The organism is Desulfitobacterium metallireducens DSM 15288 (assembly GCF_000231405.2).
Lineage (GTDB): Bacteria > Bacillota > Desulfitobacteriia > Desulfitobacteriales > Desulfitobacteriaceae > Desulfitobacterium_A > Desulfitobacterium_A metallireducens.
Genome location: NZ_CP007032.1, coordinates 261920 through 286320 on the forward strand (window position 1 = coordinate 261920; position 24401 = coordinate 286320).

Genomic DNA, 24401 nt, shown 5'->3' on the forward strand with positions numbered 1-24401 from the left:
CTTTTTTGCTTTCATTATATTCATAATCGTGACAGCACTTGAGACTAACGGTAAGATAAATATACATTCTACGTTTTCAGAAAATTCAGGTTTTGTGAAAGATTAAACTATCTTGAGAAAAAGAGGAGGAAGGATGAAAGATGGAGGTATCCCGTCGTAATTTCCTGAAGCTTTCGGGAGCGTCACTGGCTGCGTTAGTGACAGGGCTTGGTTTTGAACCAGATGTTGCTCGGGCACAAGGGTATGACCTAAAAATTGAGGGTAGCCAAAAGATCCCAAGTATTTGTCACTTTTGCTCTGGAGGCTGTGGTCTGCTTCTTTACGTTAAGGAAGGTAAGCTTATTCATTTGGAAGGAGACCCAGATCATCCAACCAATGGAGGGACCTTATGTCCTAAAGCGGCCAGTTTGCGTAGTGTTGCTTATTCATCAGATCGGGTGACGAAGCCTCGACGTAGGGCACCTGGTTCCGATTACTGGGAGGATATTTCTTGGGAGGAAGCTCTGGATCGAGTTGCTAAGAAAACAAAAGAGGTCAGGGATTCTTCTTGGAAAGCCACTGATCCAATAAAGAATGCTAAGACTGGAGAGATGGAAGAGTTCCCAGTGAATCGTGTAGAGGGAATTGCTTTCCTCGGTTCTGCTGAAGTCGATAATGAAGAGTCCTATATTTTCTCCAAGTTTTGTCGAGTTTTGGGTACACCCTATAATGAACATCAGGCCCGTATATGACACGCTCCCACGGTGGCAAGTTTGTCACCATCATTTGGCCGCGGTGCAATGACCAACTCATGGTCAGATTTACAAAATTCTCAAGTGTTCCTTATTGCAGGTTCGAACTGTGCTGAAAACCATCCGATCGCGATGCGCTGGATTAATCGGGCCAAAGAACATGGGGCGAAAATCATCGTCGTTGACCCTCGATTCACACGTACAGCCTCACAAGCGGATGTCTTTGCTCAGATTCGTCCAGGAACAGATATTGCCTATTTAGGAGCAATCATACGTTATATTATTGAAAACAAGCTATACGATGAAGAGTATCTGAAGAACAATACGAATGCTCTTTTAAAATTAAATAAAGAGTATAAATTTGAAGAAGGGCTCTTTTCAGGATTCGATTCCAAAACAAATAAATATGGGGTCGATAGCTGGAGTTATCAACTTGGAGCAGATAACACGCCTTTAAAGGCGACGTCCTTCGAGGATCCTGACTGTGTTTTGAGTAAGCTCAAGGAACATTACTCTCGTTATACCTTTGAAACCGCTGAGGAAATAACGGGAATTCCGGCAACGAAGATTCAAGAGATCGCCGAGACTTTCTGTGCTGCCCGCCCGGGGAGTATTCTTTACGCTTTAGGAATGACTCAACACACAACTGCGGTTCAAGGAATTCGTGCGTATGCTGTTATTCAGTTGCTATTAGGCAATATTGGTAAAGCTGGCGGCGGAATTAATGCTCTCCGTGGAGAACCCAATGTCCAAGGCTCAACCGATATGGCGAACCTCTTTAACAGTCTCCCAGGTTATCTCCCCCATCCTATTAGTACGGATAAAACGCTTCAGAATTATCTGGTACGGAATGGTTCCGTCCAAGAAAAACCAATCGTTGCTCTGCTTAAAGCATGGTATGGTGAAAATGCCACAAAAGAAAATGATTACGATTTTAGTTATTTGCCCAAAAATAACCCAGCCACAAATGCAACAATGGTTAAAGTCTTTGAACTTATGGAGAAAGGTCAATTTAAGCTTCTCTTTAATTTCGGTTCGAACTCCTTAGTATCCATTGCCAATCGCCAACTCGTCCGTTCCGCTTTAAAAAAATTAGATATGCTTGTGGTTTCCGACCTCTATGAAATCGAAACGGCTCAGTTCTGGCGGGAACCCGGAGTTAAGCCTGAGGAAATCCAAACTGAGGTGATCATGTTCCCGGCAGCTTTTGTTTATGAGAAAGCAGGTTCTCTGACCAATTCTTCACGTTGGATTCAATGGAAGGATGCGGCGATTAAACCTCTAGGCGAGGCTAAACCTGATCTTGATATTATCGATGCGCTTTTTAAGCGGGTTCGAAAGCTGTATGAAGGAAGTACAGAAGAGAAGGATGCCCCGATTTTACATGCACGTTGGGATTATGGAGAAGAACCGAGTGCGTTGAAGGTTCTTCAGGAGATCAATGGTTATGATGAGACGACCGGAAAGGTTTTACCGACGTTGGCTAGTTATCTTAATGCTCCTGTGGGTACTGTGTCTACAGGATGCTGGATTTATGCCGGTGTCACAGGAAATGGGAATTTAGCGGCTCGCCGAAAAAATGATGATCCATCTGGTTTGGGGATTTTTAATGGGTGGAGCTATGCTTGGCCAGGCAATATTCGGATTTTATATAACAGAGCCTCTTGTGATGCGCAAGGTCAACCGCTTGATCCAAAGCGGAAGCTTGTCTGGTGGGATGCTGCCAATCAGGTTTGGGCCGGGAATGATGGAGCCGATGTTGCGGATAAGACAAAAGGACCGGATACTCCCCAAGGAAGGCAGAGCTTTCGGATGAATCCGGAAGGGGTTGGTCGCCTCTTTGCTGCCAAATATACGAGTGGAATGATCGCGACTCTGCCGGTTCCAGGGCAGCCTGTAATCGGTATTCGTCCAGCAGCACTTTGTGTTGATGGACCGATTCCTGAGTTCTATGAACCGACTGAAAGTCCAACGGTTAACCTTTTACATCCGAATGTATCGGCGAGTCCTACGGCAATTGTACCCTCAGCTTTCCCAGAAATTCAGAAACGCGGTAAGCCTGAAGATTATCCTTATGTATTAACGACCTATGGTGTTGTAGAGCATTTCTGTGCAGGGGGAATTACTCGTAATATTCCTTGGCTGAATGAATTGATGCCTGAGCCATTTGCTGAGATCAGTAAAAATTTAGCCCAAAAGATCGGTGCCAAAGAGGGAGATAGGGTTGAAGTTTCCTCAGCGCGGGGCAAAGTGACGGTGCGATGCCTAGTGACGGATCGACTTCAGACCTATAAGACAAATGGCAAAGATACAGAAACCATTGGTATGCCTTGGAGTTGGGGATTTGCCAGCTTAAGCCCTGGGCCGAGTACGAATGAATTAACGATTGCCTCACTTGACCCCGGGGCAGGAACTCCTGAGACCAAAGTATGTCTGGTCAATATAAGGAGGGCTTAAGATGTCACGAAAAATGGTTTTTGTCGATACGTCCAAATGCACGGGTTGTAAAGCGTGTACAGTGGCTTGTAAGGAATGGAATGAACTCCCTGCTGAGAAGACCCAACTTGTCACGAGTTATCAGACGATGAAAGATTTCACTCCTAAGACCTGGACGTTTATCACATTTACGGAAAAGTATGAAAGCCAAAAGATGAATTGGTATATGCGCAAAGCTCAATGCTTCCATTGTGCTGAGCCAGCCTGCCTGAAATCTTGTTCGTCCAAGGCGATTAGTAAGACGGATTCTGGGTATGTTGTGATTAACCAGGATCTGTGCATCGGGTGCGGGTACTGCGTAGAGAACTGCCCTTTTGGTGTCCCTCAACTGGATAAGACAGCAAAAAAAGCACATAAATGTACGGGCTGTATTGATCGGGTTGAAAATGGTTTAATCCCTTCCTGTGTGGCCACTTGCCAGCCGGGTACGCTTAAATTCGGGGAGCGGGAGACGCTGATGGCGGAAGCTAAGAAAAGACTAGCAGAAGTTCAGAAGACCCATCCTAAGGCGCGAATCTATGGAGAAACAGAGATGGGGGGGACGACTTTCGTCTATCTTCTTCTTAATGATCCAGAGGTCTATGGTTTGCCGGTTAATCCACAGACGCCGCTTTCCCTTACCCTATGGAAAGACGTGGTTCGCCCCGTTGGGGGAATGGCAGTTGGAGGGGCAGCCGCGGCAGTTGCGGTCGGAGTTTTAGGACACTTTCTTCGCGGATCTTATCGTGATCAACCACCCGAAGACCAAAACACGCAGGAAGGGGGCGAGCGCTAATGTCAATTCAAACACAGACGAAAGGACAATTTGGACAGCCAGCGGGGACAGATAAGGTTTTACGGTTTACCTTGGGTGAACGCGTAAGCCATTGGATCCATGCTGTATCATTCTTTCTCCTTCTCTTTACTGGCTTAGGAATCTTATCGCTCACCATTCGACCTGCGCTTGCGGTAATTGGCGGAGTTCAAGTTGCTCGGATCCTTCATCGCACCGTGGCGGTGTTGTTTGTGGTCGGGGTGGGTTCCATGTTTTTCATCGGCAATCCCAAATATCATTGGGAATGGCTAAGAATGGTTTTTCATTTTACAAAAGCAGACTGGCAACATGTCCGTGTTTTTCCGAAGGAGTTCTTTGGAGGACATGGAAATTATCCGGCCCAGGACAAATACAATGGTGGAGAGAAGATCAATTCATTATTTACGGTTTTTGGCTCGATCTTTATCACTCTGAGCGGTGTTGTAATGTGGTTCCCTGCTGTTTTTCCACCAGCGCTCGTTCGGTGGGCTTACCCTGTTCATGATTTATCCATGTTCATGATGACGACGGCTGTGATTGGGCATATGTATCTCGGACTTTTGCATCCCGATTCACGGGTCTCTTTATCGGGTATGCTGAATGGGTATGTGCCTTCGAAATTCGCTAAGGCCCATCATGCTGCTTGGTATGAGCGGGTGAAGAAGGGGCAAAATTGAGCATTTGAAAGGAGAGACGTATTGTGGGGGAGCTAAAGGGGTCTAATGCAACAGTAGATAAAGCTATGGAAATCGATGCATTTTATAAAGTCTATCAGAAGCTGCAAAACGTGATTTTTCAATGGCAAGAGGAGCGGGGGCAGTATTGGGCTCAAAGCTTAGTTCCTGATAAGAATTATCCTTATTTTAGCTTATCCAGATTACCTGAGGAGCCTGTCCTGGAACTGGTGAAACGTTTACTTGAAGCGAGTGAGCGGTTATGCCCTTTGGAGGAACTTCATTCTTCCTGGAACCACTATCGTCAAGAGCAAAAGCTTGAAAGTCAAGAGCTTTTCAGCCATTTTACCCTCGCTGTTTCGGGCGTGATTAGATTGGCTCGCCAAAGTTTACCGGAGAATCTACGTCAAAAGGCGGGAACTGAGGGTGGACTGGTGTGTCCTATCTGCGGGCAAGCTGCAGGTCTGTCTGTGCTTGTTCCTCCTATCGGAAAACGGGTTTTGCATTGCACGCGTTGTGATCATGAATGGCCGGGTAAACGAGTAGGCTGTATTCACTGTGGGAGTGAAGAAGCTTTAGATCAAACCTATCTAAAAAATGAGGATTTTCCTGGAATTGAGATTGTTGTTTGCCAAGCGTGCGGTGGCGATTTCAAGGAAGTAGATCTGCGAGAGCGGAGGGTTGAGGACTGGGGTTGGGAGGATATTCGAACCTTACCCTTAAATTATGCTGCAGAGAAGTGGCTTCACGAACAAGCCCAGAAGAAGATTTTAATTTAAGTCAAAAAGGAAAGCTAAGACCCTACCATTAATAAATAAAAGTCATTAAATTGTAGGGCCTTAGCCTTTTTTGCTAAAATTAGGATGCAATATTCAGTTTTTGGGTATAAAATATAATTAAAGGGCAATAGGTTTAAAAGAAAGGGAGGAATTTTTATGTTTAAGAAAATTCTCGTACCCACAGATGCTTCGGATTATTCCAAACGCTCTTTACAGACAGCACTTGACTTGGCCCGAACGCTTCAAGCGGAGGTCGAAGTATTTCATGTCACCTATACTCCTCAAGCTTATTGGGGCTACACTGTATCCTATGGAATCACGGTATCTCAAGAAGAATTGAATAAGAATGGACAAATCGCTTTGGAAACTACGCTCGCAGGGATGAATACTGAAGGGGTAAAGATTAAAACAGCGTTAGCCGCAGGGCATCCGGTGAGTAGAATTCTTGAAGAAGTTGAGAATGAGAACATCGATCTTATTATCATGGGTAGTCATGGTTATGGTGTCGTTGCAGGCTCTGTTTTCGGAAGTGTCAGCCAACGTGTGTTGGTAAAAGCGACCTGCCCCGTCCTAATCACGAAATAAAGCGATTTATATACTAATTTGGGACTTTGGTCCTTCTCTTTTGGGCAGGGATTTCTTTGTTTATCGCGAATACCAAAAAGTGTAAAGCAATAAACGACTGTAGCTAGGAGACTGTCCGGAATGAAGGAAAAGGAAATTGAACTAAGTACAGAGGAAATTCGCTATTTGCTTAAAGGGATGATTCACTGGCAGGATATCGAAGAAAAGGAAAATCCGCTAATGCGGAACTCCGCAATCTCTCGAAAGCAGAACGAATCTGTCTCGCAAAAAACTGCACAAGATCAGAAGATAGAAATTAAGCGTTCCTCAGAGACGGAAAGTCATGAGCGTTCTGAATTGAATCGTGTTTTATTAGGAGATAAACAAGAAATAAGTCCTCATATTTTTGAGGGAAGACCGGTGGTATTTCTTTTAGCAACTGTTGGCTTACTTACTGTATCAACATGGGCATACTTCGTTTTCGCGGGTTAAGCGAGAGCGAAGTATTTTTTATTATTTTTTTTAGAACTTGCAAATTCTAGTCTTTATGAGTAAGATTATATTAAAGGTCAAAGAAGGTCATAAGGTCAGAAAACGTCATAGTTTAGGAGTGGATCACGATGAGCAATCTTGCGGACCGCATCGAGTCATATCTAAAAAAGATCTTGGAGGAAACCGATGAAGGATTTGTCGTTCTCCAACGGGGCGTTCTAGCCGGGGAATTCTCTTGTGCTCCTTCTCAAATCAATTATGTCTTGGGAACACGGTTCACGGTTGAGCGAGGGTATTTAGTTGAAAGCCGCCGGGGAGGTGGAGGATATCTACGAATCGTTCGCTTAGGATGGAATCAGGATAGTCAGTTTCAAGGTCTTATTCGTCAGTTGATTGGAGACCAATTGACATATGAGAGGGCTCTTGGACTGCTTAAAAGGCTCTTAGAAGAAGAAGTTGTTTCTAGTCGGGAAGCTGCACTCATTCGGACGATGCTTCATCCGGATAGTTTAAATAACGACGTTTTCCATCCGGATATTCTGAGAGCACATATGATGAAACGAATTTTAACGACTTTAAGTCGTGAGGATCTGATCTAAAAAGTGAAAGGAGAGAGGTAAAGTGCTTTGCCAAAAGTGTCAACAACGTGAAGCCAATGTTCAGATAACGAAGACGATCAATGGGAAAACCCAGAATGTATATCTTTGCGAACATTGTGCGCATCACACGCAGGAAATGAATTTTGTTATTAATCCAAATATCGTTCCTGATTTTCTGCAAGCTCTCTTTGCCTTCACAATTTCAACACAAAATCAGGGAAAGAATCAAGCGCAGAGTTTGACCCAAGAAAAGGTGTGTCCACAGTGTGGAATAAGTTTTTCACAAATTACACGGGCAGGAAAGCTGGGGTGTAATGTTTGTTATCAAACCTTTAATGATCAGTTAGAACCTTTGCTGCGGCGTATCCATGGTGGGGGACAACATGCGGGGAAAATACCCGCTCGTCGAGGCAAGGAGCTTCGGGAAAAGGTTGAGATAACGAAGCTTAAGGAAAAACTTCAGCAACTTGTTCAAAAGGAAGACTTTGAAGGCGCTGTCCTTGTCCGTGATGAGATTAAGAGATTGGAACAAGTAAAAGGAGGGGAGGAGTAATGCAGAGAAAAGAGCTTTTGCTAGGTCAAAGTGAATGGATGAAAGAGAGCAGTAAATCCGATGTTGTTTTAAGCAGCCGTGTACGCTTAGCTCGTAATTTGGAGAATACACCTTTCCCTCATATTTTATCGCCAGAACAGTCGCATGAAGTAGAAGAGAAAATTGCAAAGGTCATCAAGGATATTAAAGTCGAGGGTAAACAACTGACGTATTTTTCTCTTCCTGATCTATCCCTGATTGAGCAACAAGTCCTCATTGAGAAACATTTAATCAGTCCAGGTCTTGTGCAAAGCAAGGGGTCGCGTGGAGTAGCGGTAACTGAGGATCATTGTATCTCGGTGATGGTGAATGAAGAGGATCATATTCGAATACAGTCCCTTCTTCCGGGAAACCAATTGAGAGAATGTTATCGGTTGGCGAATTTAATGGATGATTCTTTAGAAGAGCAACTCGATATAGCCTATCAGGAAGCGCAGGGTTATTTAACAGCCTGCCCGACAAATGTTGGAACAGGAATGCGGGCTTCAGCCATGGTCCATCTACCCGCGCTCGTGATGACAAAACAAGTTCAACAAATTTTAGGTTCTCTTACGAATCTCGGTCTAGCCGTTCGAGGTCTCTACGGTGAAGGCTCACAGGCCTATGGACATCTCTTCCAAGTTTCTAACCAAATCACGTTAGGACAGAGTGAAGAAGATATTTTGACTCATTTGGAAGCTGTGACGGGTCAGATTGTAGAGCACGAGCTTCATGCTCGAGAAGCGCTGCAACGTGGAGCGAAGTTAGTTGTCGAAGATCAGGTCTGGCGGGCTCGAGGGACGTTAGAGAATGCACGTTTGCTCACCTCAGAGGATGCGATGCACCTTTTGTCTTTGGATCGAATGGGAGTGGACATGGGTCTTCTGCCGAGGATGGAGAAGAGTTTCCCTACTCTTTTGGTTGATTCTTTACCCGGTAATCTCCAGTACTTACAGGATCGAGAATTAGATCCGGGACAGAGAGATGAAGAACGTGCTCGTCTTATAAGAGATGTTTTACGAGATCAAAATTTGAGTGATAAAAAGGAGAGTGAATAAAATGCCAGAGCGATATACAGAAAGAGCGGTTAAAGTCTTAAACTTAGCAAAAGAGGAAGCTCAACGGATGGGGCATAATGTTGTGGGGACTGAGCATATTTTGCTGGGTTTAGTTGCTGAAGGTGAAGGAATTGCGGCCAAAGCCTTAAATGGAATCAATGTTGAACCGGAAAAAGTCAAGGAACAAATTGAATCTCTCGTCGGCATCGGTCAGCCCTATACAGGTGAAATAGGATTTACGCCACGGGTGAAGCGTGTGCTCGAGCTTGCGAATGAAGAAGCTCGTCGCCAAGGTGTGAATTATATTGGGACAGAGCATTTGCTCCTGGGGCTTTTAATGGAAGGGGAAGGAGTAGCGGCTCGGGTGCTTCTCAATATGGGAGTTAGCCCAGAAAAAATTTGGAAACAAGTTATTCGCCTGCTAGGAGGCGAGGCTGAGGATGCTTCGATGCCAGCTGGAGCGAATGCTGCGCCGACAGGGAAAAATGTGGGTCCTGGGAATACACCAACACTCAATGAATTTGGACGCGATCTTACCCAATCAGCTCGGGAAGGAAAACTCGATCCGGTAGTGGGCCGGGAAAGTGAACTGGAACGAGTGATTCAAATTTTAAGTCGACGCACCAAGAATAATCCAGTGCTCATAGGTGAGCCAGGGGTTGGAAAGACTGCCATTGCTGAGAGTTTAGCTCAGCGTATCGTCCAAAATAAAGTTCCGGAAACCTTGACTAATAAACGTGTAGTTACTCTTGATATTTCTTCGGTAGTGGCAGGGAGTAAATATCGTGGAGAATTTGAAGAGCGGTTAAAAAAGGTGATGGAGGAAATCCGTATCGATGGAAATGTAATTGTCTTTATCGATGAATTGCATACCTTGATTGGAGCTGGAGCCGCTGAAGGAGCGATCGATGCTGCGAATATTCTCAAGCCCGCTTTAGCCCGTGGAGAATTGCAGTGCATTGGGGCAACAACGCTGGATGAGTACCGTAAGTATATTGAGAAAGATGCTGCTTTAGAGCGCCGCTTCCAACCGATTACAGTGGGTGAACCGACGGTTGAGCAGGCTGTTGAAATCTTAAAAGGGCTTCGTGATCGCTATGAAGCCCATCACCGGACAAAAATCACGGATGAAGCCATTGAGGCAGCAGTTCGTTTATCTGATCGTTATATTTCAGATCGATTCCTGCCAGATAAAGCGATTGATTTAATGGATGAAGCAGCTTCTCGCGTCCGCTTGGACACCTTTAATGCTCCACCGGATATGAAATCTCTGGAAGAACAAGTTGAACGGCTGAAGAAGGAAAAAGAAGCAGCGGTTTTAGCCCAAGAGTTTGAAAAGGCTGCAGAAATTCGAGATCGGGAACATGAGCTAAGGGAAGATTTAGCTCAAAAACGTTCTGACTGGGAAAGTCAGAGAGACGTTACTAAATCAAGTGTCACCGAAGATGATATCTCCCAAATCGTGGCGAGTTGGACGGGGATTCCTGTTAAAAAGATTGCGCAAGAAGAGGGCGATCGCCTCTTGCACCTCGAAGAAACCTTGCATGAGCGGGTGGTAGGCCAAGATGATGCTGTGGCAGCAGTGGCAAAAGCAGTCCGTCGGGCACGTGCAGGCTTGAAAGATCCTAAACGTCCGATTGGTTCCTTCATTTTCCTTGGACCGACTGGGGTTGGGAAGACGGAACTCGCGCGTACATTAGCAGAAGCCCTCTTTGGTGAGGAAGACGCTATGATTCGGATTGATATGTCTGAGTATATGGAGAAACATGCGGTGTCTCGTTTGGTCGGAGCGCCTCCTGGATATATCGGACATGATGAAGGGGGACAACTCACCGAAGCGGTTCGCCGGAAACCTTATAGCGTCATTTTGCTTGATGAAATTGAAAAAGCGCATCCCGATGTCTTTAATATTCTCTTGCAAGTTTTAGAAGACGGACGACTTACAGATACGAAGGGTCGGACCGTGGATTTTCGTAATGCGGTTGTGATTATGACCTCTAATGTGGGAGCTTCCTTCCTTCATAAGGAAGCGATGGGCTTTGCTGCTCACCGAGATGAAGAGACAGAATATAAGAATATGCGCAGAAATGTTATGGATGAACTGAAAAAAACGTTCCGTCCTGAGTTCTTGAATCGTGTTGATGAACTTGTGGTCTTTCATTCTCTTCCGAAAGAGGCCTTAGTTAAAGTGACTGAGATTTTGATGAAGCAAGTGAACAAACTGGTTAAAGGACAAGGGTTTAACCTTCAAGTGGAAATGAGTGCACTTGAGCTCATTGCGAAGGAAGGAAATGATCCAACTTATGGAGCTCGACCTTTACGACGTGCGATTCAACGTTTGATCGAAGATAGCTTGTCTGAAAAGATTCTACAGGGTGAATTTAAAGCGGGCGATCAAATCCGCGTGGAAGCTGAAGAGGGGAAGATGAAGTTCACCAAGGTTAAACCAAGAAGTAAAAGTAAAAGCAAATAAGTCATTAATGAGAGAATAATCCGGCCATGCACGTATAGAAGCGTGCAGCCGGATTTCCTTTTCTTCTTCCTTTTGTCTAGTCTAAGGGGAGGAATACAGACTTGTGAAAGCGAAGAGAAAAAAGGAAGGAGGTTTCTATGAAGACAAAAGTCATTTATCGTTGTTCTCAATGTGGCTATGAAAGCCCACGTTGGATGGGAAAATGCCAGGAATGCGAAGCTTGGAATACCTTTGAAGAAGTTATTCATCAACCTAAGGGAAGTTCTTCGACTCCTTCTAATCGACCTAGGCCCTTGGCCAAAAAACTTTCTGAAGTCATATCAGGAAACAGTGATCGAATTGTCACGGGAATTCAGGAATTTAATCGTGTTCTTGGTGGCGGGATCGTCAAGGACTCGCTCACAATTCTAACGGCCCGCCCGGGTGCGGGTAAATCGACTTTGCTTTTGCAGGTTGCGGATGACGTGGCCTCACAAGGTTATAAAGTCCTTTATTCCTCAGCCGAAGAAAGCGAGAGTCAGATCAAAAATAGGGCAGATCGGATTTTAAAAGGAAATAAGCGTAATATTTGGATTCATTCCGATACGCACTTAAACAATGTTCTTGCTTCGGTGGAGGAACTTGACCCTGATTTGGTAATTATTGATAGTATTCAGACTTTTTCCTTAGAAGAATATAATTCACGTCCGGGATCACCAGTCCAAACGATGGAATGTGCCAATGAATTGCTTAGAACGGCCAAAAGCAGTGAGCGACCCAGAGCAGTGATTATGGTGGGACAGATGACGAAAGAGGATGAAATGGCTGGCCTCAGGGCCTTAGAACATCTTGTGGATACGGTGTTAATTTTGAATGGTGAAAGTGGAGAAGAACTTAGAGCAGCCTGGTGCTCAAAAAATCGATTTGGAAGCACAGGGGAGATTGGATTCTTTTCTATGACGGAACAGGGAATGCTATCCATTGATAATCCTTCAGAGTTCTTTATGACTTCACGTGCGGAAGGCGAAAAAGTCTGTGGAAGTGCGCTCACTGTAGTGAAGGAAGGAACTCGGCCGATTATTGTTGAGGTTGAGAGTTTGGTTTCTAAATCTTATACGCCTTACCCTTCAAGAATTTCGGAGTGCTTGCGCCGAGAGCAGTTAAATACATTGGTCTCTATTCTTGAGCAGAGGGGAAAAATCGACTTATACGATAAAAATGTGGTGATCAAAACAACGGGTGGACTGCAGCTTAAAGAGCAAGCGGTTAATCTTGCGGTGATCATAAGTATTGTCTCCTCAGTAAAAGATGTTCCCATCCCTGGAGATTCTGTTTTTGTAGCAGATGTGGGGTTGACGGGGGAACTGAAAAAGGTTCCAGCACTCGAAGCACGAATTCGAGAACTGGATAGGATGGGCTTTAAGAAAGCGTATATTCCTAAGGATACCCTTAAAAAATCGTTGCGTTTAACGCAAATTGAATTAATTGAAAAGGGAACTTTACGTGAGGTTATTGAGGACATACTCAAAAAATAAATACAAAAGGAGGTAGCTTATTGAGTGTTCAAGAAGCGAAGGTACAACACAAAAAGACTCCTGTAGCTAAAATCTTAAAAAGAGGTTTACTCATTTTTTTAGGAGCTATCCTTGTTGCTATAGGATTGGAAATTTTCCTTGTCCCTAATCATATAATTGATGGTGGTATTACTGGCGTTTCAATTATGCTTTCTCATATAACGGGAGGGGACCTTGGTCTTTTCCTATTTTTCTTAAACCTGCCGTTTCTTATCGTCGGCTACAAACAAATTGGGAAGACATTCGCTTTATCTACTCTTTTTGCTATTCTTGTGATGTCAATTGGGACCTTTATGCTTCATCCTGTACCTGGGGTAACAGATGATCTTCTATTAGCTTCAGTATTTGGTGGAATTACTTTAGGTATCGGTGTTGGATTGGTTTTGAGATATGGGGGGTCGCTGGATGGCACTGAAATCGTAGCCGTTTTGATTAATAAAAACCTGCCCTTTTCGATTGGCGAAACGGTTATGATTTTTAACTTTTTTATTCTTGGGAGTGCTGGCTTTGTGTTTGGATTTGATAGGGCTATGTATTCATTAATCGCCTATTTCATCGCTTATAAAATGATTGATGTTACGATTGAAGGTTTAGATGAGTCTCGTTCCGTATGGATAATCAGTGATAAGCATACGGAAATTGGGGAAACGCTATTGGCTCGTCTTGGACGCGGAGTTACATACCTAAATGGAGAAGGGGCTTACACAGGAGAAGGCAAAAAAGTTATCTTTTGTGTCATTAGCAGACTGGAAGAAGCAAAGTTAAAATCCATTATCGAAGATATTGATGAAACAGCTTTCCTTGCTGTTGGTCCGATGAATGATGTAAAAGGCGGAAATTTTAAAAAGCGGGATGTTCATTAATGAGGCTTATATAAAAAGCTGGCAAGCTTATATAAAAAGCTTGCCAGCACATTCAGTCTTAAAGGATTACCCTTAGTATCTAAGTTAAATTAAAAATAGTTAAAGTTGAAAGTTTGTTTTCCTCTTTGGCAATAATGTCATCAAGGGAAAGATCCAGTGTATTCGCTAAGGCAGCAATATAAAAAAGCTGCTTTCCTAATTCTGTTTGTATGATATCTCTGCAATTATCGCAGAGCTTTCCATCGAGTTGACTATTGAGCAATTCCTTTAAGTCGCGGATACTTACGTCTTCTGGGAGCGGTTTTTTATGTGCATCGATTCCAAGGCAACCACAGTTAGTTATAGACTTTACGACAGCTCGATTGACACGAGCGGAGGCCTCCTGTCCCTTAGATAAGATATCTAAGATGCTTTGATGGCGAATGAGCAATGATTTGACACTACTCTGAAAATGATCCGTGATTTCTTCCATGGGCTCGATCCTCACTCCTTTCTGTCCCCTCCATTATAGCTATGCGTTAGGGGAGTTGTCAATTTTCAACGGGAGCAAGTTATTATCAAGGATAAGTTAAGATCAGGTGAAGAATCTGACGAGAGTAATTGACATCTTAGACTTATCTGTGATATTATTTTATAATTTATAAATTTTTTGACCCGTATGGTAAACCTTGTTATAATAGTCACAGGGGGTGGGTAGCATGTTTGGAATCGGTGATAAAGTAGTTTACCCGATGCACGGCGCTGGGGTCATTGAAGCGATTGAAGATCGGGAAGTCCTCGGTGAATCTCGGCAATACTATGTGATGCATATTCCTGTAGGAAACATGAAGGTTTACATTCCGATGAACAATATTGAACAACTTGGAATTCGTCAAATCATCTCCCCATCTGAAGTCCCTGACGTCTTTAAAATTCTTGAGAATGAAAGCCAACTCGCAACCCTTGCCTGGAATCGACGGTACCGGGCTAATCTTGAACGAATCAAAAGCGGAAGTATTTTTTCTGTTGCGGAAGTTGTACGAAGCCTTTCACAACGTGAACATGAGAAGGGCCTTTCCGCAGGAGAAAAGAAAATGTATGAAAATGCCTATCAAATTCTGATGAGCGAGCTTGTTTTAGTTGAAGAATCCCATGAAGAAGAAATGCGTCAACGCCTTAAAGGATTGCTTGCCTAGAGATAAGAGCTGTACTAAAATATTCGGTAAATCGGAGTTTAAGGAGTATAATGAGTAAGAGTTTTAGTAAAAATAAGGATAAAATGGTTTAAAGGAGGTGATGCGATGATTCGCAATCTAATACGCGGGATCATCACACTGGTATTTGGCGGAGCGGGTTTTTATGTGGGTTTAATTTTGTTCAAACTCAATCTATTTAACTTTTTGGGAGGACAAATATCTCCAATTTGGACTTATATTATAATGGGGATTGTGTTTGCGGTAATTGGCTTTCTAATCGCTCCAGTAAGTATTCGCGGTTTTTTAGTACTGATGCGATGGATGGATGCTCGATTAACGAAAATACCCACCCATGATTTGATGGGTGGAGCGCTTGGTGTTATTATCGGACTTATTATTGCTAGTTTATTAAGTGATACTATTTCACAAATTCCTTTCTTAGGTCCAGCTTTATCTATTTTAATAAGCCTTTCAATGGGTTATCTTGGCCTAATGCTTGGGGTTAAACGAAAAGAGGAAGTCTTTGGATTTTTCAATGTCTTCCCTCGTTTCAGAGGGGAAAAAACGGAAAAAATCAAAGAGGCTAAAGCCGAGCGTAATCTGGAACAAATAAAAACAAACTATAAGGTCCTGGATACAAGTGTTATTATCGATGGTCGAATTGCAGATATCGTTAAGACGGGTTTTGTTGAGGGAGTACTCTTGATTCCTGGCTTTGTCTTAGAGGAACTTCGACATATTGCCGATTCTTCAGATTTACTCAAAAGGAATCGGGGACGTCGTGGGCTTGATATTCTGAATCATATCTCAAAAGAAACAGCCATCAAGGTTGAGATCTATGAACAGGATTTTGAAGATATTGCCGAGGTGGATAGCAAACTTGTGCGATTAGGACAGGTTTTAGAAGCTCCGATTTTAACGAATGACTATAATTTGAATAAAGTTGCTGAGTTGCAAGGCGTTAAGGTCTTAAACATCAACGAATTAGCAAATGCAGTAAAACCAGTTGTGCTTCCAGGTGAAGAAATGCTCGTTCAAGTGATGAAGGAAGGGAAAGAGCCTGGGCAAGGCGTTGCTTACCTTGATGATGGAACGATGATTGTAGTCGATACTGGACGACGTTATATGGGACAGCATATTACGGTCTTGGTTACGAGTGTTTTACAAACGGCAGCTGGCCGCATGATATTTGCAAAACCGAAGGGGGTAGCAGGAAAAAAGTCGATGGAATTTTCCTCGACGGATGAGGTGAACCTTCTTGGCTAGGATAGGTGTTGTTATTCCTGCTGCTGGACAAGGAAAACGAATGGGGGCCGCCTGCAACAAATTGTTTTTAGCGCTTGCAGGTCGGCCGATTTTGGCACATACCTTAGCTCTTTTTGAAGCTTCTTCCCAGGTTGAGGAAATTGTGGTTGTTGGTTCAGAAGAGGATTTGGCGAATATCCGGACACTTATCCAGGAATATCAGATTAAAAAGGTTTCACAAGTTACTCTTGGCGGAAAAGAACGCCAGGAATCAGTTTTTGCGGGGGTAAAGGCTCTGAATCCGGCGATCCAGCGGGTTGCCGTGCATGATGGAGCCCGCCCCCTTTTGACGTTAGAAGAGTTAAACCGTTTTTTTACAGAATCGGAAGAGTATAGTGCGGCAATTATGGCCATTCCGCTAAAGGATACGATTAAACGGGTTGATGAAAAAGGGCAAGTTCTTGAGACACCCCCCCGCGAAAGATTGAGAGCAGTCCAGACGCCTCAAATTTTTGAGCGTGAGTTGCTGGAGGATGCTCACCGTCAATGTGCAATCGAAGGCTTTCTCGGGACAGATGATGCCAGTTTAGTCGAATGGCTTGGAAAACCGGTACAGGTACTTGACGGAATGCTGGAAAATATTAAAATAACAACGCCAGAAGATCTGTGGATAGCCGAGAGTATTCTAAAAAAACGATTGAGAAAAAGATGAAGTTGGGAAAAAATAAGGAGTGAGAACGATTAGAGTTGGTATTGGTTATGATGTACATGCTCTGGTCGAAGACCGTCCTCTCATTCTGGGAGGAATTGAAATTCCATATGAGCGAGGGTTGCTTGGACATTCGGATGCAGATGTTTTAACCCATGCGATTATGGATGCACTTCTCGGGGCTCTGGCTCTAGGGGATATTGGGAAACATTTTCCTGACACAGATGAGCGTTTTCGGGGAATTTCGAGTCTAGCTTTACTTGAAGAGGTTAGGCGATTGCTTAATGAAAAAGGGTATCAGTTAGGAAACTTAGACTGTATCCTTGTTGCTCAGCGTCCCAAGCTAGCAGGATTTATTCCTGCCATGCAGGAGAAGTTAGCCGCAACGCTGAAGGTAAAATTGGATCAAATTTCAGTTAAGGCAACGACGACTGAACATCTTGGTTTTGAAGGCCGAGAAGAGGGCATCAGTGCTCAGGCTATTGTGAGCTTAGTTAAAATAGAGGAGGAACAATAACATTATGATTAAAGTTCGTTTCGCGCCAAGTCCTACAGGACCTTTACATATCGGAGGTGCACGCTCAGCGCTTTTTAATTATTTACTTGCTCGTCGTGAGAATGGAGTATTCATCGTACGCAGTGAGGATACCGACTTAGAACGTTCCAGTCGGGAATCGGAGCATAATATTCTCGAAGCATTGCGTTGGTTAAATATTAAGTGGGATGAAGGAATTGAAGCCGGCGGGGAAAATGGCCCTTATCGTCAAACGGAAAGACTTGATCTTTACCGCAAATATACGAAAAAGCTGTTAGAAAGCGGACATGCTTACTATTGTTATTGTTCGGAGGAAGAGATTGAAGAGGAGCGACAAGCCCTGATTGCTAAGGGAGAAACACCGCGATATATGGGGAAATGCCGCCACTTAACAGAAGAACAAAAGGCCAAGTATGAAGCTGAGGGACGTAAACCGGTAGTCCGTTTTCGAGTTCCAGAGGGCCAACAAATCGTGATTCATGACCAAGTCCGGGGAGAAGTTGTTTTTGAGAGCGATGGAATTGGAGACTACGTTATTGTTAAATCCGACGGTATTCCGACCTATAATTATGCTGTTGTGATCGATGATTCAACTATGCATATTACCCATGTCGTACGCGGGGAGGAACATCTTTCCAATACGCCTCGCCAAGTGTTGATCTATCAGGCGCTCGGCCTTACTCCCCCAGAGTTTGCTCATATTTCTCTAATCCTGAATACGGAAGGACATAAAATGAGCAAGCGGGATGGCGATACTGCGGTTATTGATTACAAAGCAAAGGGGTATTTACCGGAAGCTGTTGTCAACTTTATTGCTTTTATGGGCTGGGCACCATCTGGAGAAGAAGAATTTTTTACACTCGAGGAACTGGAAAAAATATTTTCACTAGACCGTGTTTCCAAGAGTCCAGCTGTTTTTGATTTGAATAAATTGAATTATATTAACGCGCAATATATTAAGCAATCTTCTCCTGAACGCTTGGCTGAGATTGCACTTCCTTACCTTCAAGACATGGGGGTTATGCCTCAGGGCGAGCTGCCAGAGGAGAAAAGAACATGGCTCTTGCATTTTGTCAAAGCTGTTGTCAATCATCTTTCCTATATGGCTCAGGTGCAAGAGTATGTTCAGTATTTTCATGGTGCGGAGGCGCCTGCGCCTGAGGGCGAGGCTTTAGACATTCTCCATGGGGAACAGGTGCCTGAGGTGCTTGAACTCTTTAAGACCAAGCTTCAAGCTTTGGAAGAGGTGACCGTTGAAGAAATTAAACCTCTATTGAAGCAAATCACGAAAGAGTTAAAACTCGGCGGTAAGCTTGTTTATATGCCAATTCGGATTGCGCTCACCGGGCAAATGCATGGCCCTGAACTCTATGATATCATTCCGCTTTTAGGACGAGAGAATGTATTAAAACGGTTAGAAGCTACGGGCCAATATCTTTAATTTCAGCGGACATTGACATTAAGCCAAGGATTCCCTATACTTTATTCAAGCCTGAACCAAGACAATTGAAAAGGTGAGCAAACGTGATGATAGGAAAAGTAGGAAGGCCCTGCATGCAAAGAGAGGATGGGTTGGTGGGAACCATCTCTGAGGGACCTTGTGAAGTGCCTCCTGGAACGGAGCTGAAGAAACGTTAAGTATTCAAATCCGTAGCGGCTGCGTTAAAGCCTTGAGAGAAACAGGTTTATCCTGTTTAAACAGAGTGGAACCACGGAAATCCTTCGTCTCTGATGAGATGAAGGGTTTCTTTTTTTATTAGGAAGATAGGGTGATGGATGATGTTTCGTCAAATCAGACAAGATATTCAAGTGATTTTTGATCGTGACCCAGCAGCAAGGAGTATTATTGAAGTCGTATTGTGCTATCCAGGTTTTCATGCGATTCTTTTTCACCGTTTAGCACATTGGCTTTATAACAAAAATCATCTTCTCCTTGCACGGTGGATTTCTCAGTTTTCCCGTTTTTTAACCGGAATTGAAATCCATCCGGGTGCAAAGATAGGGCAGGGATTTTTTATTGACCATGGTATGGGCGTGGTTATTGGAGAAACTGCAGAAGTTGGGGATAATGTTACCCTTTATCAAGGGGTAACGTTAGGCGGAACAGGTAAGGAGAAAGGGAAGCGACATCCAACGATAGGAAATAATGTTTTTATTGGGTCTGGCGCTAAAATTTTGGGTTCGATCAAGATAGGGAATGATGTCAAGATTGGGGCGGGTTCTGTTGTAACGAAGCCTGTTCCGGCTGATTCGACCGTCGTAGGAGTACCGGGAACGATCGTGAGACACAGAGGAATTAAGGTTAATAATATTGAGATCGAGGAGTTGGAAGAAAAATCTTCAGTAAGACAAGAAGAGCTTCCCGACCCTGTTCATGAAATGCTGAAATGTCTTATGGAGCGAGTGAAGGTACTAGAGAAAGCTCAAAAAGAAAAGGAGAATCAATACGATGTCTTTGAAATTATTCAACACGATGAGTCATCAAAAAGAGGAGTTTAAACCTCGCGAGAGCGGTAAGGTCGCAATGTATACCTGTGGACCGACTGTTTATAATTATGTTCATGTCGGAAATGGGCGGATGCTCGTTGTGTTTGACATGATTCGACGCTATTTGATGTATAAAGAATATGATGTAACGTTTGTTCAGAATTTTACCGATGTGGATGATAAAATCATTAAGCGTGGCTTAGAAGAAGGGGTCGATCCCTTAACTCTCTCCCGAAAGTATATTGAAGAATATTTTAAGGATGCAAAAGCTCTTCATGTTTTACCTGCGACCGTCCATCCAAAGGCAACAGAGCATATTCCTGAAATGCTTGAAATTATTCAAGGACTTATTACGAAAGGGCTTGCCTATGAAGTAGACGGTGATGTTTATTTTGCTGTGGACAAATTTCCTCAATACGGTAAACTCTCTGGCCGTTCCTTAGAGGATATGCAAGCAGGAGCTCGTGTGGATGTAGATGAACGGAAAAATCATCCGATGGATTTTGCGCTTTGGAAAAAGGCTAAACCGGATGAACCCTCTTGGAAAAGTCCTTGGGGAGAAGGCCGTCCAGGTTGGCATATTGAGTGTACAGCTATGTCCCTAAAATATTTAGGAGCAGGTTTTGATATTCATGGGGGTGGAGGAGATCTTGTTTTCCCGCACCATGAAAATGAAATTGCTCAGTCAGAAGGTTATTTAGAGGGGAAACCCTTTGCTCATTACTGGATGCATAATGCTTTTTTAACCTTTAATCAGCAAAAGATGTCAAAGTCGTTAGGAAATTTCTTTACTGTTCGTGAGATTCTAGACCATTTCTCAGGGGAAGTTCTTCGTTTTTATTTGCTAAGTACGCACTATCGGAGTCCGCTCGATTTCGATGATGAAAATCTGCGAATGGCGCAAAAAGGATTGGAACGCTTGCAAACGAGTATCCGTTTAGCGGCGGAAGCTCTGACCAAGAAAGGTCCAGTTGAAATTAAGCTGGAAATGAACGAGGAACTTGTGAAAGCATCCGAGACAGCACACCGAGATTTTGAAGCAGCTATGGATGATGATTTCAATTCAGCCTTAGCCTACGCCAGTCTTTTTGAACTGGGCAAGCATATTAATACCCTCCTTCAGGATTATCCTTATGCCTCGGCAGGACTTGCGAAGGCACGAGAGACGTTGCTGGAATTAGCAGGAGTATTGGGCTTTGATTTAGAGCATCCAGAGTCTCAAGAAGTTGCTCAAGATGAAAAGTTGACCCAAGTCATGGAGGTATTGCTGTCTGTTCGGATGAAAGCACGCCAGAAGAAGGACTGGGAAACCTCAGACTTTATCCGTGATCAGTTAAAAGAGATTGGGATTGCGCTTGAAGATACGCCTCAAGGGGCACGATGGACCATCAAGAGTTAAATAAAAGGGGGAAAGGGCTTTTTGCCCGCCTAGATGTCAAGAAGTTGGCAGGAAATGAATGCTCTAACCTTAGCCTATCTTGGGGATGCTGTATATGAGCTATGGGTTAGAACACATTTACTTGAATTAGGATACGAAAAAGTTAAGGATTTACATCATGTAGCCACAGATTATGTCCGGGCATCAACCCAGGCGCAGTTGTTACAGGGATTAATGCCTGAATTGACGGAGATAGAGACTCAGGTTGTGATGCGGGGAAGAAATACGAAAGGCGGTCATCCCAAAAGCACCGATGTTATTACCTATCGTCATGCGACAGCTTTTGAAGCTTTAGTAGGGTATTGGCAGTTGACTCGACAAGAAGACCGGATGGTTTGGGCTTTTAATCAAGCTGATGCTGCTGTTGAGAATCATAAAGCTGTGGAAGCTAATTTACAAAAAAGATGAAAGTTGACGAGAGAAAGTAGGGATGAAACGTGAATGTCGAGTTAATTCAATATACGCCAGACCCAGAAAAGGTCGTTGCAGCTGCAGCGCGTTTATGCTACTCAGCTGATCCTGTTCCAGAACTTATGGAGAAGCTGACGGATGAGAAAATCGCGGGTTTTGTGCGTAAACTAAATTCTATGGGACATCTTTCTCCTTTTGAACATGTAAGTTTTCAGTTTTCTATTGATGGGGTGTCGAGAGCCTTATCGCATCAATTGGTGCGTCATCGCATTGCTAGCTATTCCCAACGTTCTCAGCGTTATGTTAAGGAAGCAGGGTTTGAATTTGTGACCCCCCCTAGTATTCGCCGTAATCCTGAAGCTCTAGTCCGCTTTGAAAAAGTAATGCAAACCTTGCAAGAAGAGTATCAGGAACTTCTCAAAGTGGCTCCAGCAGAGGATGCACGTTATGTTTTACCTAATGCTTGTACGACCTCGTTAATGGCTACTTTTAACGCTCGCTCCCTGCTCAATTTCTTTGAGCATCGAACTTGTATGCGTGCACAATGGGAAATTCGCCAAATGGCTGAAAAGATGCTTCAGCTAGTCCAGGAGGTTGCTCCTAACCTCTTTGCTGAAGCGGGGCCTACCTGTGTTACCCAAGGGGTATGCCATGAGGGAGCGATGAGCTGCGGACGTATTAAGACGCTTAAGAATCGAACTAAGGAGTAATGCTCATGAGTGAAATAAACGACGAAATAATCTATGGTCGCAACTCAGTTAGAGAACTTTTAAAAGCGGATAAACCCGTCAACAAAGTCCTATTTCAATCCGAAGGAACAGGGACGAATTTTCAAGAACTCGTTGAAGTTGCTCGAGAAAAAAGAATCCCTTTTCAGTTTGTCGAAAAATCAGCGCTGGATCGCCTGACAGCTCATGCTAAACACCAGGGTGTTTTGGCCTATGTTGCGCCAAGAGAGTACGCGACAGTGGAAGATATTTTAGGTTTAGCACGTTCCAAGGGAGAAGACCCGTTCATCCTCGTATTAGATGAGGTTGAAGATCCCCATAACCTTGGAGCACTTATTCGTACAGTTGACGCGGTTGGGGCCCATGGTGTCATTATTCCTAAACGCCGAAGTGTAGGATTGACAGGAACTGTAGCCAAAACCTCAGCTGGAGCGGTTGAGCATGTGCTCGTTGCTCGTGAAACGAATCTAGTCCAAACACTAGAGGAGTTAAAGAAAGAGGGCTGTTGGATTGCAGGAGCTGAGGCTGGAGGAGTAGAAGCCTCTCAGACAGATTTAACGGGCCCAAGAGTTTTGGTAATTGGAAGTGAAGGCAAGGGGATTGGCCGCTTAGTTCGGGAAGCCTGCGATGAAATCGTGAGTCTTCCCATGAAAGGTAAGATTAATTCGTTAAACGCGAGTGTAGCCGGTTCAATCCTTTTGTATGAGGTTCTTCGACAACGTACTGCCAAAACTTCACCTTGAGCTTTTCGTAGCACTCGGTTATAATAAAAATGTTATTGCTTGCGGACAAGAGTGATATATTATTACGCTATCTTCATCACCATGATAAGGGGGAAGCACTTTGAATCTTAATGCCCAACCTGAAGAATCTGAAGGGTGCGATGCAATTGAAATCATAGCGGATGAAGAAATCGTAGAGCTGGCCAAAGAAGGCGATGCCGTAGCGCTCGAATACTTAATTAACAAGTATAAGAATTTTGTTAGAGCAAAGGCACGATCATATTTTTTGATTGGCGCAGATCGCGAAGATATTATCCAGGAGGGTATGATTGGGCTCTATAAAGCAATTCGGGATTTCCGCGGTGATAAGCTCTCTTCTTTTCGGGCTTTTGCCGAGTTGTGCATAACACGCCAAATTATTACTGCTATTAAAACGGCAACTCGTCAAAAACACATTCCACTTAACTCTTATGTATCATTGAATAAACCAATCTATGATGAAGATTCGGATCGAACTCTCCTTGATGTGATTTCTGGAACTCGAATTACAGATCCAGAAGAGCTTATTATTAGCCAGGAAGAGTATGATGATATTGAAGAAAAGATGGGCGAGATTCTAAGTTCTTTAGAGTGGAAAGTATTGATGTCTTATTTAGAAGGCAAATCATATCAAGAGATTGCAGTAGATTTGCATCGTCACGTTAAATCAATTGACAATGCTCTCCAACGGGTTAAGAGAAAACTTGAACGATATCTAGAGAGAAGAAATGGCTAGAAGTGTCTCAGAATGACGAAATACGACATAAAGCCTCTATGCTGAAGTACTTAGGATTTTAAGTAAGATTTTGGATAAATTCTTTCGACGGATTTCGTCGAAGAATTTTTTTATCTGTTTTTGCCCAAAAGAGGTATATTTTTAAGAGCCAAAGGTATATACTAGGGTAAGTGCCTCTTAATTGACATCGCGGGATGGAGCAGCGGTAGCTCGTCGGGCTCATAACCCGAAGGTCGTCGGTTCAAATCCGGCTCCCGCAACCAAGTATAATCAACTCCGTAGAACAAGCTGCGGGGTTTTCTACTTTGTTTTTGACAAATATTCAATGGATTTATTACGCCTATCCTAGCTAGATTGTGTTTTTCTATAGGTAGGTCTTGTGATTATCCAAAGGATGCGGTACAATAATGGAGATGTAGGGGGCAGCTTGGCTGTCTTATTTATTTTTGTCTTATTTGTTGTATAAAAAACTTCTATTTCTTGACAGGACTAGTCTCTTGTGATAAATTATTTGAGCATGGATTAAATCC

General features: G+C 43.6%; 24 protein-coding genes, 1 tRNA gene and 1 other annotated feature. Of the genes, 24 read left to right on the forward strand and 1 reads right to left on the reverse strand.

Annotated elements, in window-relative coordinates:
* Window positions 1-140: 140 nt before the first annotated feature.
* From fdnG to DESME_RS01240, 12 genes are all read left to right on the forward strand, one after another.
* The gene (gene fdnG / locus DESME_RS01185; protein WP_156922746.1) at window positions 141-3188 is read left to right on the forward strand and encodes a formate dehydrogenase-N subunit alpha; all 3048 of its coding nucleotides are present in this window, start codon (window positions 141-143) and stop codon (window positions 3186-3188) included.
* Between the two features lies 1 nt (window position 3189).
* A complete protein-coding gene (locus DESME_RS01190) occupies window positions 3190-4002 on the forward strand; it encodes a 4Fe-4S dicluster domain-containing protein (RefSeq protein WP_006716298.1) in 813 nt (270 codons plus the stop codon).
* Window positions 4002-4697, forward strand: a complete 696-nt coding sequence (locus tag DESME_RS01195) for a formate dehydrogenase subunit gamma (RefSeq protein ID WP_006716299.1) — start codon at window positions 4002-4004, stop codon at window positions 4695-4697. The genes DESME_RS01190 and DESME_RS01195 overlap by 1 nt, the downstream gene beginning before the upstream one ends.
* Before the next feature lie 23 nt (window positions 4698-4720).
* Window positions 4721-5473 carry a formate dehydrogenase accessory protein FdhE domain-containing protein gene (locus tag DESME_RS01200; RefSeq protein ID WP_006716300.1) on the forward strand — a complete coding sequence of 251 codons (753 nt, stop codon included), beginning with the start codon at window positions 4721-4723 and terminating at the stop codon, window positions 5471-5473.
* A 156-nt stretch (window positions 5474-5629) separates the two neighbouring features.
* The gene (locus DESME_RS01205; RefSeq protein ID WP_006716301.1) at window positions 5630-6058 is read left to right on the forward strand and encodes a universal stress protein; all 429 of its coding nucleotides are present in this window, start codon (window positions 5630-5632) and stop codon (window positions 6056-6058) included.
* A 120-nt stretch (window positions 6059-6178) separates the two neighbouring features.
* The gene (locus tag DESME_RS01210; protein ID WP_006716302.1) at window positions 6179-6529 is read left to right on the forward strand and encodes a hypothetical protein; all 351 of its coding nucleotides are present in this window, start codon (window positions 6179-6181) and stop codon (window positions 6527-6529) included.
* 128 nt (window positions 6530-6657) lie between these two features.
* Window positions 6658-7128 (forward strand): CtsR family transcriptional regulator, encoded by a 471-nt coding sequence (locus tag DESME_RS01215; protein WP_006716303.1) that lies wholly within the window; start codon window positions 6658-6660, stop codon window positions 7126-7128.
* Window positions 7129-7150: 22 nt separating this feature from the next.
* Entirely contained in the window at window positions 7151-7681 is a 531-nt protein-coding gene (locus DESME_RS01220) for a UvrB/UvrC motif-containing protein (protein ID WP_006716304.1), read from the forward strand.
* A complete protein-coding gene (locus DESME_RS01225; RefSeq protein ID WP_006716305.1) occupies window positions 7681-8757 on the forward strand; it encodes a protein arginine kinase in 1077 nt (358 codons plus the stop codon). Before DESME_RS01220 ends, DESME_RS01225 begins: the two co-directional genes overlap by 1 nt.
* A gap of 1 nt (window position 8758) precedes the next feature.
* The gene (locus DESME_RS01230; protein ID WP_006716306.1) at window positions 8759-11230 is read left to right on the forward strand and encodes an ATP-dependent Clp protease ATP-binding subunit; all 2472 of its coding nucleotides are present in this window, start codon (window positions 8759-8761) and stop codon (window positions 11228-11230) included.
* A 137-nt stretch (window positions 11231-11367) separates the two neighbouring features.
* Window positions 11368-12744, forward strand: coding sequence for a DNA repair protein RadA (gene radA, locus DESME_RS01235; RefSeq protein ID WP_006716307.1), 1377 nt, complete (start codon window positions 11368-11370; stop codon window positions 12742-12744).
* A 20-nt stretch (window positions 12745-12764) separates the two neighbouring features.
* Complete coding sequence (locus DESME_RS01240; protein ID WP_006716308.1) at window positions 12765-13646, forward strand: YitT family protein; 882 nt, start codon at window positions 12765-12767, stop codon at window positions 13644-13646.
* A 79-nt stretch (window positions 13647-13725) separates the two neighbouring features.
* Here DESME_RS01240 and DESME_RS01245 read toward each other — a convergent pair whose 3' ends face one another.
* The gene (locus tag DESME_RS01245; protein ID WP_006716309.1) at window positions 13726-14118 is read right to left on the reverse strand and encodes a nucleoside triphosphate pyrophosphohydrolase family protein; all 393 of its coding nucleotides are present in this window, start codon (window positions 14116-14118) and stop codon (window positions 13726-13728) included.
* Between the two features lie 226 nt (window positions 14119-14344).
* Here DESME_RS01245 and DESME_RS01250 point away from each other — a divergent pair, with 226 nt between their 5' ends.
* From DESME_RS01250 to DESME_RS01305, 12 genes are all read left to right on the forward strand, one after another.
* On the forward strand, window positions 14345-14821 hold the full coding sequence (locus tag DESME_RS01250; protein WP_006716310.1) for a CarD family transcriptional regulator: 477 nt from the start codon (window positions 14345-14347) through the stop codon (window positions 14819-14821).
* A 105-nt stretch (window positions 14822-14926) separates the two neighbouring features.
* A complete protein-coding gene (locus DESME_RS01255) occupies window positions 14927-16087 on the forward strand; it encodes a PIN/TRAM domain-containing protein (RefSeq protein WP_006716311.1) in 1161 nt (386 codons plus the stop codon).
* Window positions 16080-16778 carry a 2-C-methyl-D-erythritol 4-phosphate cytidylyltransferase gene (gene ispD, locus DESME_RS01260; RefSeq protein ID WP_006716312.1) on the forward strand — a complete coding sequence of 233 codons (699 nt, stop codon included), beginning with the start codon at window positions 16080-16082 and terminating at the stop codon, window positions 16776-16778. Before DESME_RS01255 ends, ispD begins: the two co-directional genes overlap by 8 nt.
* A 19-nt stretch (window positions 16779-16797) precedes the next feature.
* Window positions 16798-17292 (forward strand): 2-C-methyl-D-erythritol 2,4-cyclodiphosphate synthase, encoded by a 495-nt coding sequence (gene ispF, locus DESME_RS01265; protein WP_006716313.1) that lies wholly within the window; start codon window positions 16798-16800, stop codon window positions 17290-17292.
* A 4-nt stretch (window positions 17293-17296) separates the two neighbouring features.
* Entirely contained in the window at window positions 17297-18751 is a 1455-nt protein-coding gene (gene gltX / locus DESME_RS01270) for a glutamate--tRNA ligase (RefSeq protein ID WP_006716314.1), read from the forward strand.
* A gap of 77 nt (window positions 18752-18828) precedes the next feature.
* Window positions 18829-19043, forward strand: a binding site (T-box leader).
* Between the two features lie 43 nt (window positions 19044-19086).
* Window positions 19087-19809: a serine O-acetyltransferase gene (gene cysE, locus DESME_RS01275; RefSeq protein ID WP_006716315.1), complete on the forward strand. Its 723-nt coding sequence runs from the start codon at window positions 19087-19089 to the stop codon at window positions 19807-19809.
* A complete protein-coding gene (gene cysS / locus DESME_RS01280; RefSeq protein WP_006716316.1) occupies window positions 19760-21196 on the forward strand; it encodes a cysteine--tRNA ligase in 1437 nt (478 codons plus the stop codon). The genes cysE and cysS overlap by 50 nt, the downstream gene beginning before the upstream one ends.
* A gap of 33 nt (window positions 21197-21229) precedes the next feature.
* Window positions 21230-21643, forward strand: a complete 414-nt coding sequence (locus DESME_RS01285; protein WP_006716317.1) for a Mini-ribonuclease 3 — start codon at window positions 21230-21232, stop codon at window positions 21641-21643.
* A 29-nt stretch (window positions 21644-21672) separates the two neighbouring features.
* The gene (gene thyX, locus DESME_RS01290) at window positions 21673-22356 is read left to right on the forward strand and encodes an FAD-dependent thymidylate synthase (RefSeq protein ID WP_006716318.1); all 684 of its coding nucleotides are present in this window, start codon (window positions 21673-21675) and stop codon (window positions 22354-22356) included.
* Between the two features lie 5 nt (window positions 22357-22361).
* A complete protein-coding gene (gene rlmB / locus DESME_RS01295; RefSeq protein ID WP_006716319.1) occupies window positions 22362-23117 on the forward strand; it encodes a 23S rRNA (guanosine(2251)-2'-O)-methyltransferase RlmB in 756 nt (251 codons plus the stop codon).
* A gap of 100 nt (window positions 23118-23217) precedes the next feature.
* Window positions 23218-23871 (forward strand): RNA polymerase sporulation sigma factor SigH, encoded by a 654-nt coding sequence (gene sigH / locus DESME_RS01300; protein WP_006716320.1) that lies wholly within the window; start codon window positions 23218-23220, stop codon window positions 23869-23871.
* Window positions 23872-24059: 188 nt separating this feature from the next.
* A tRNA-Met gene (locus DESME_RS01305) sits at window positions 24060-24134 on the forward strand.
* Window positions 24135-24401: the final 267 nt, after the last annotated feature.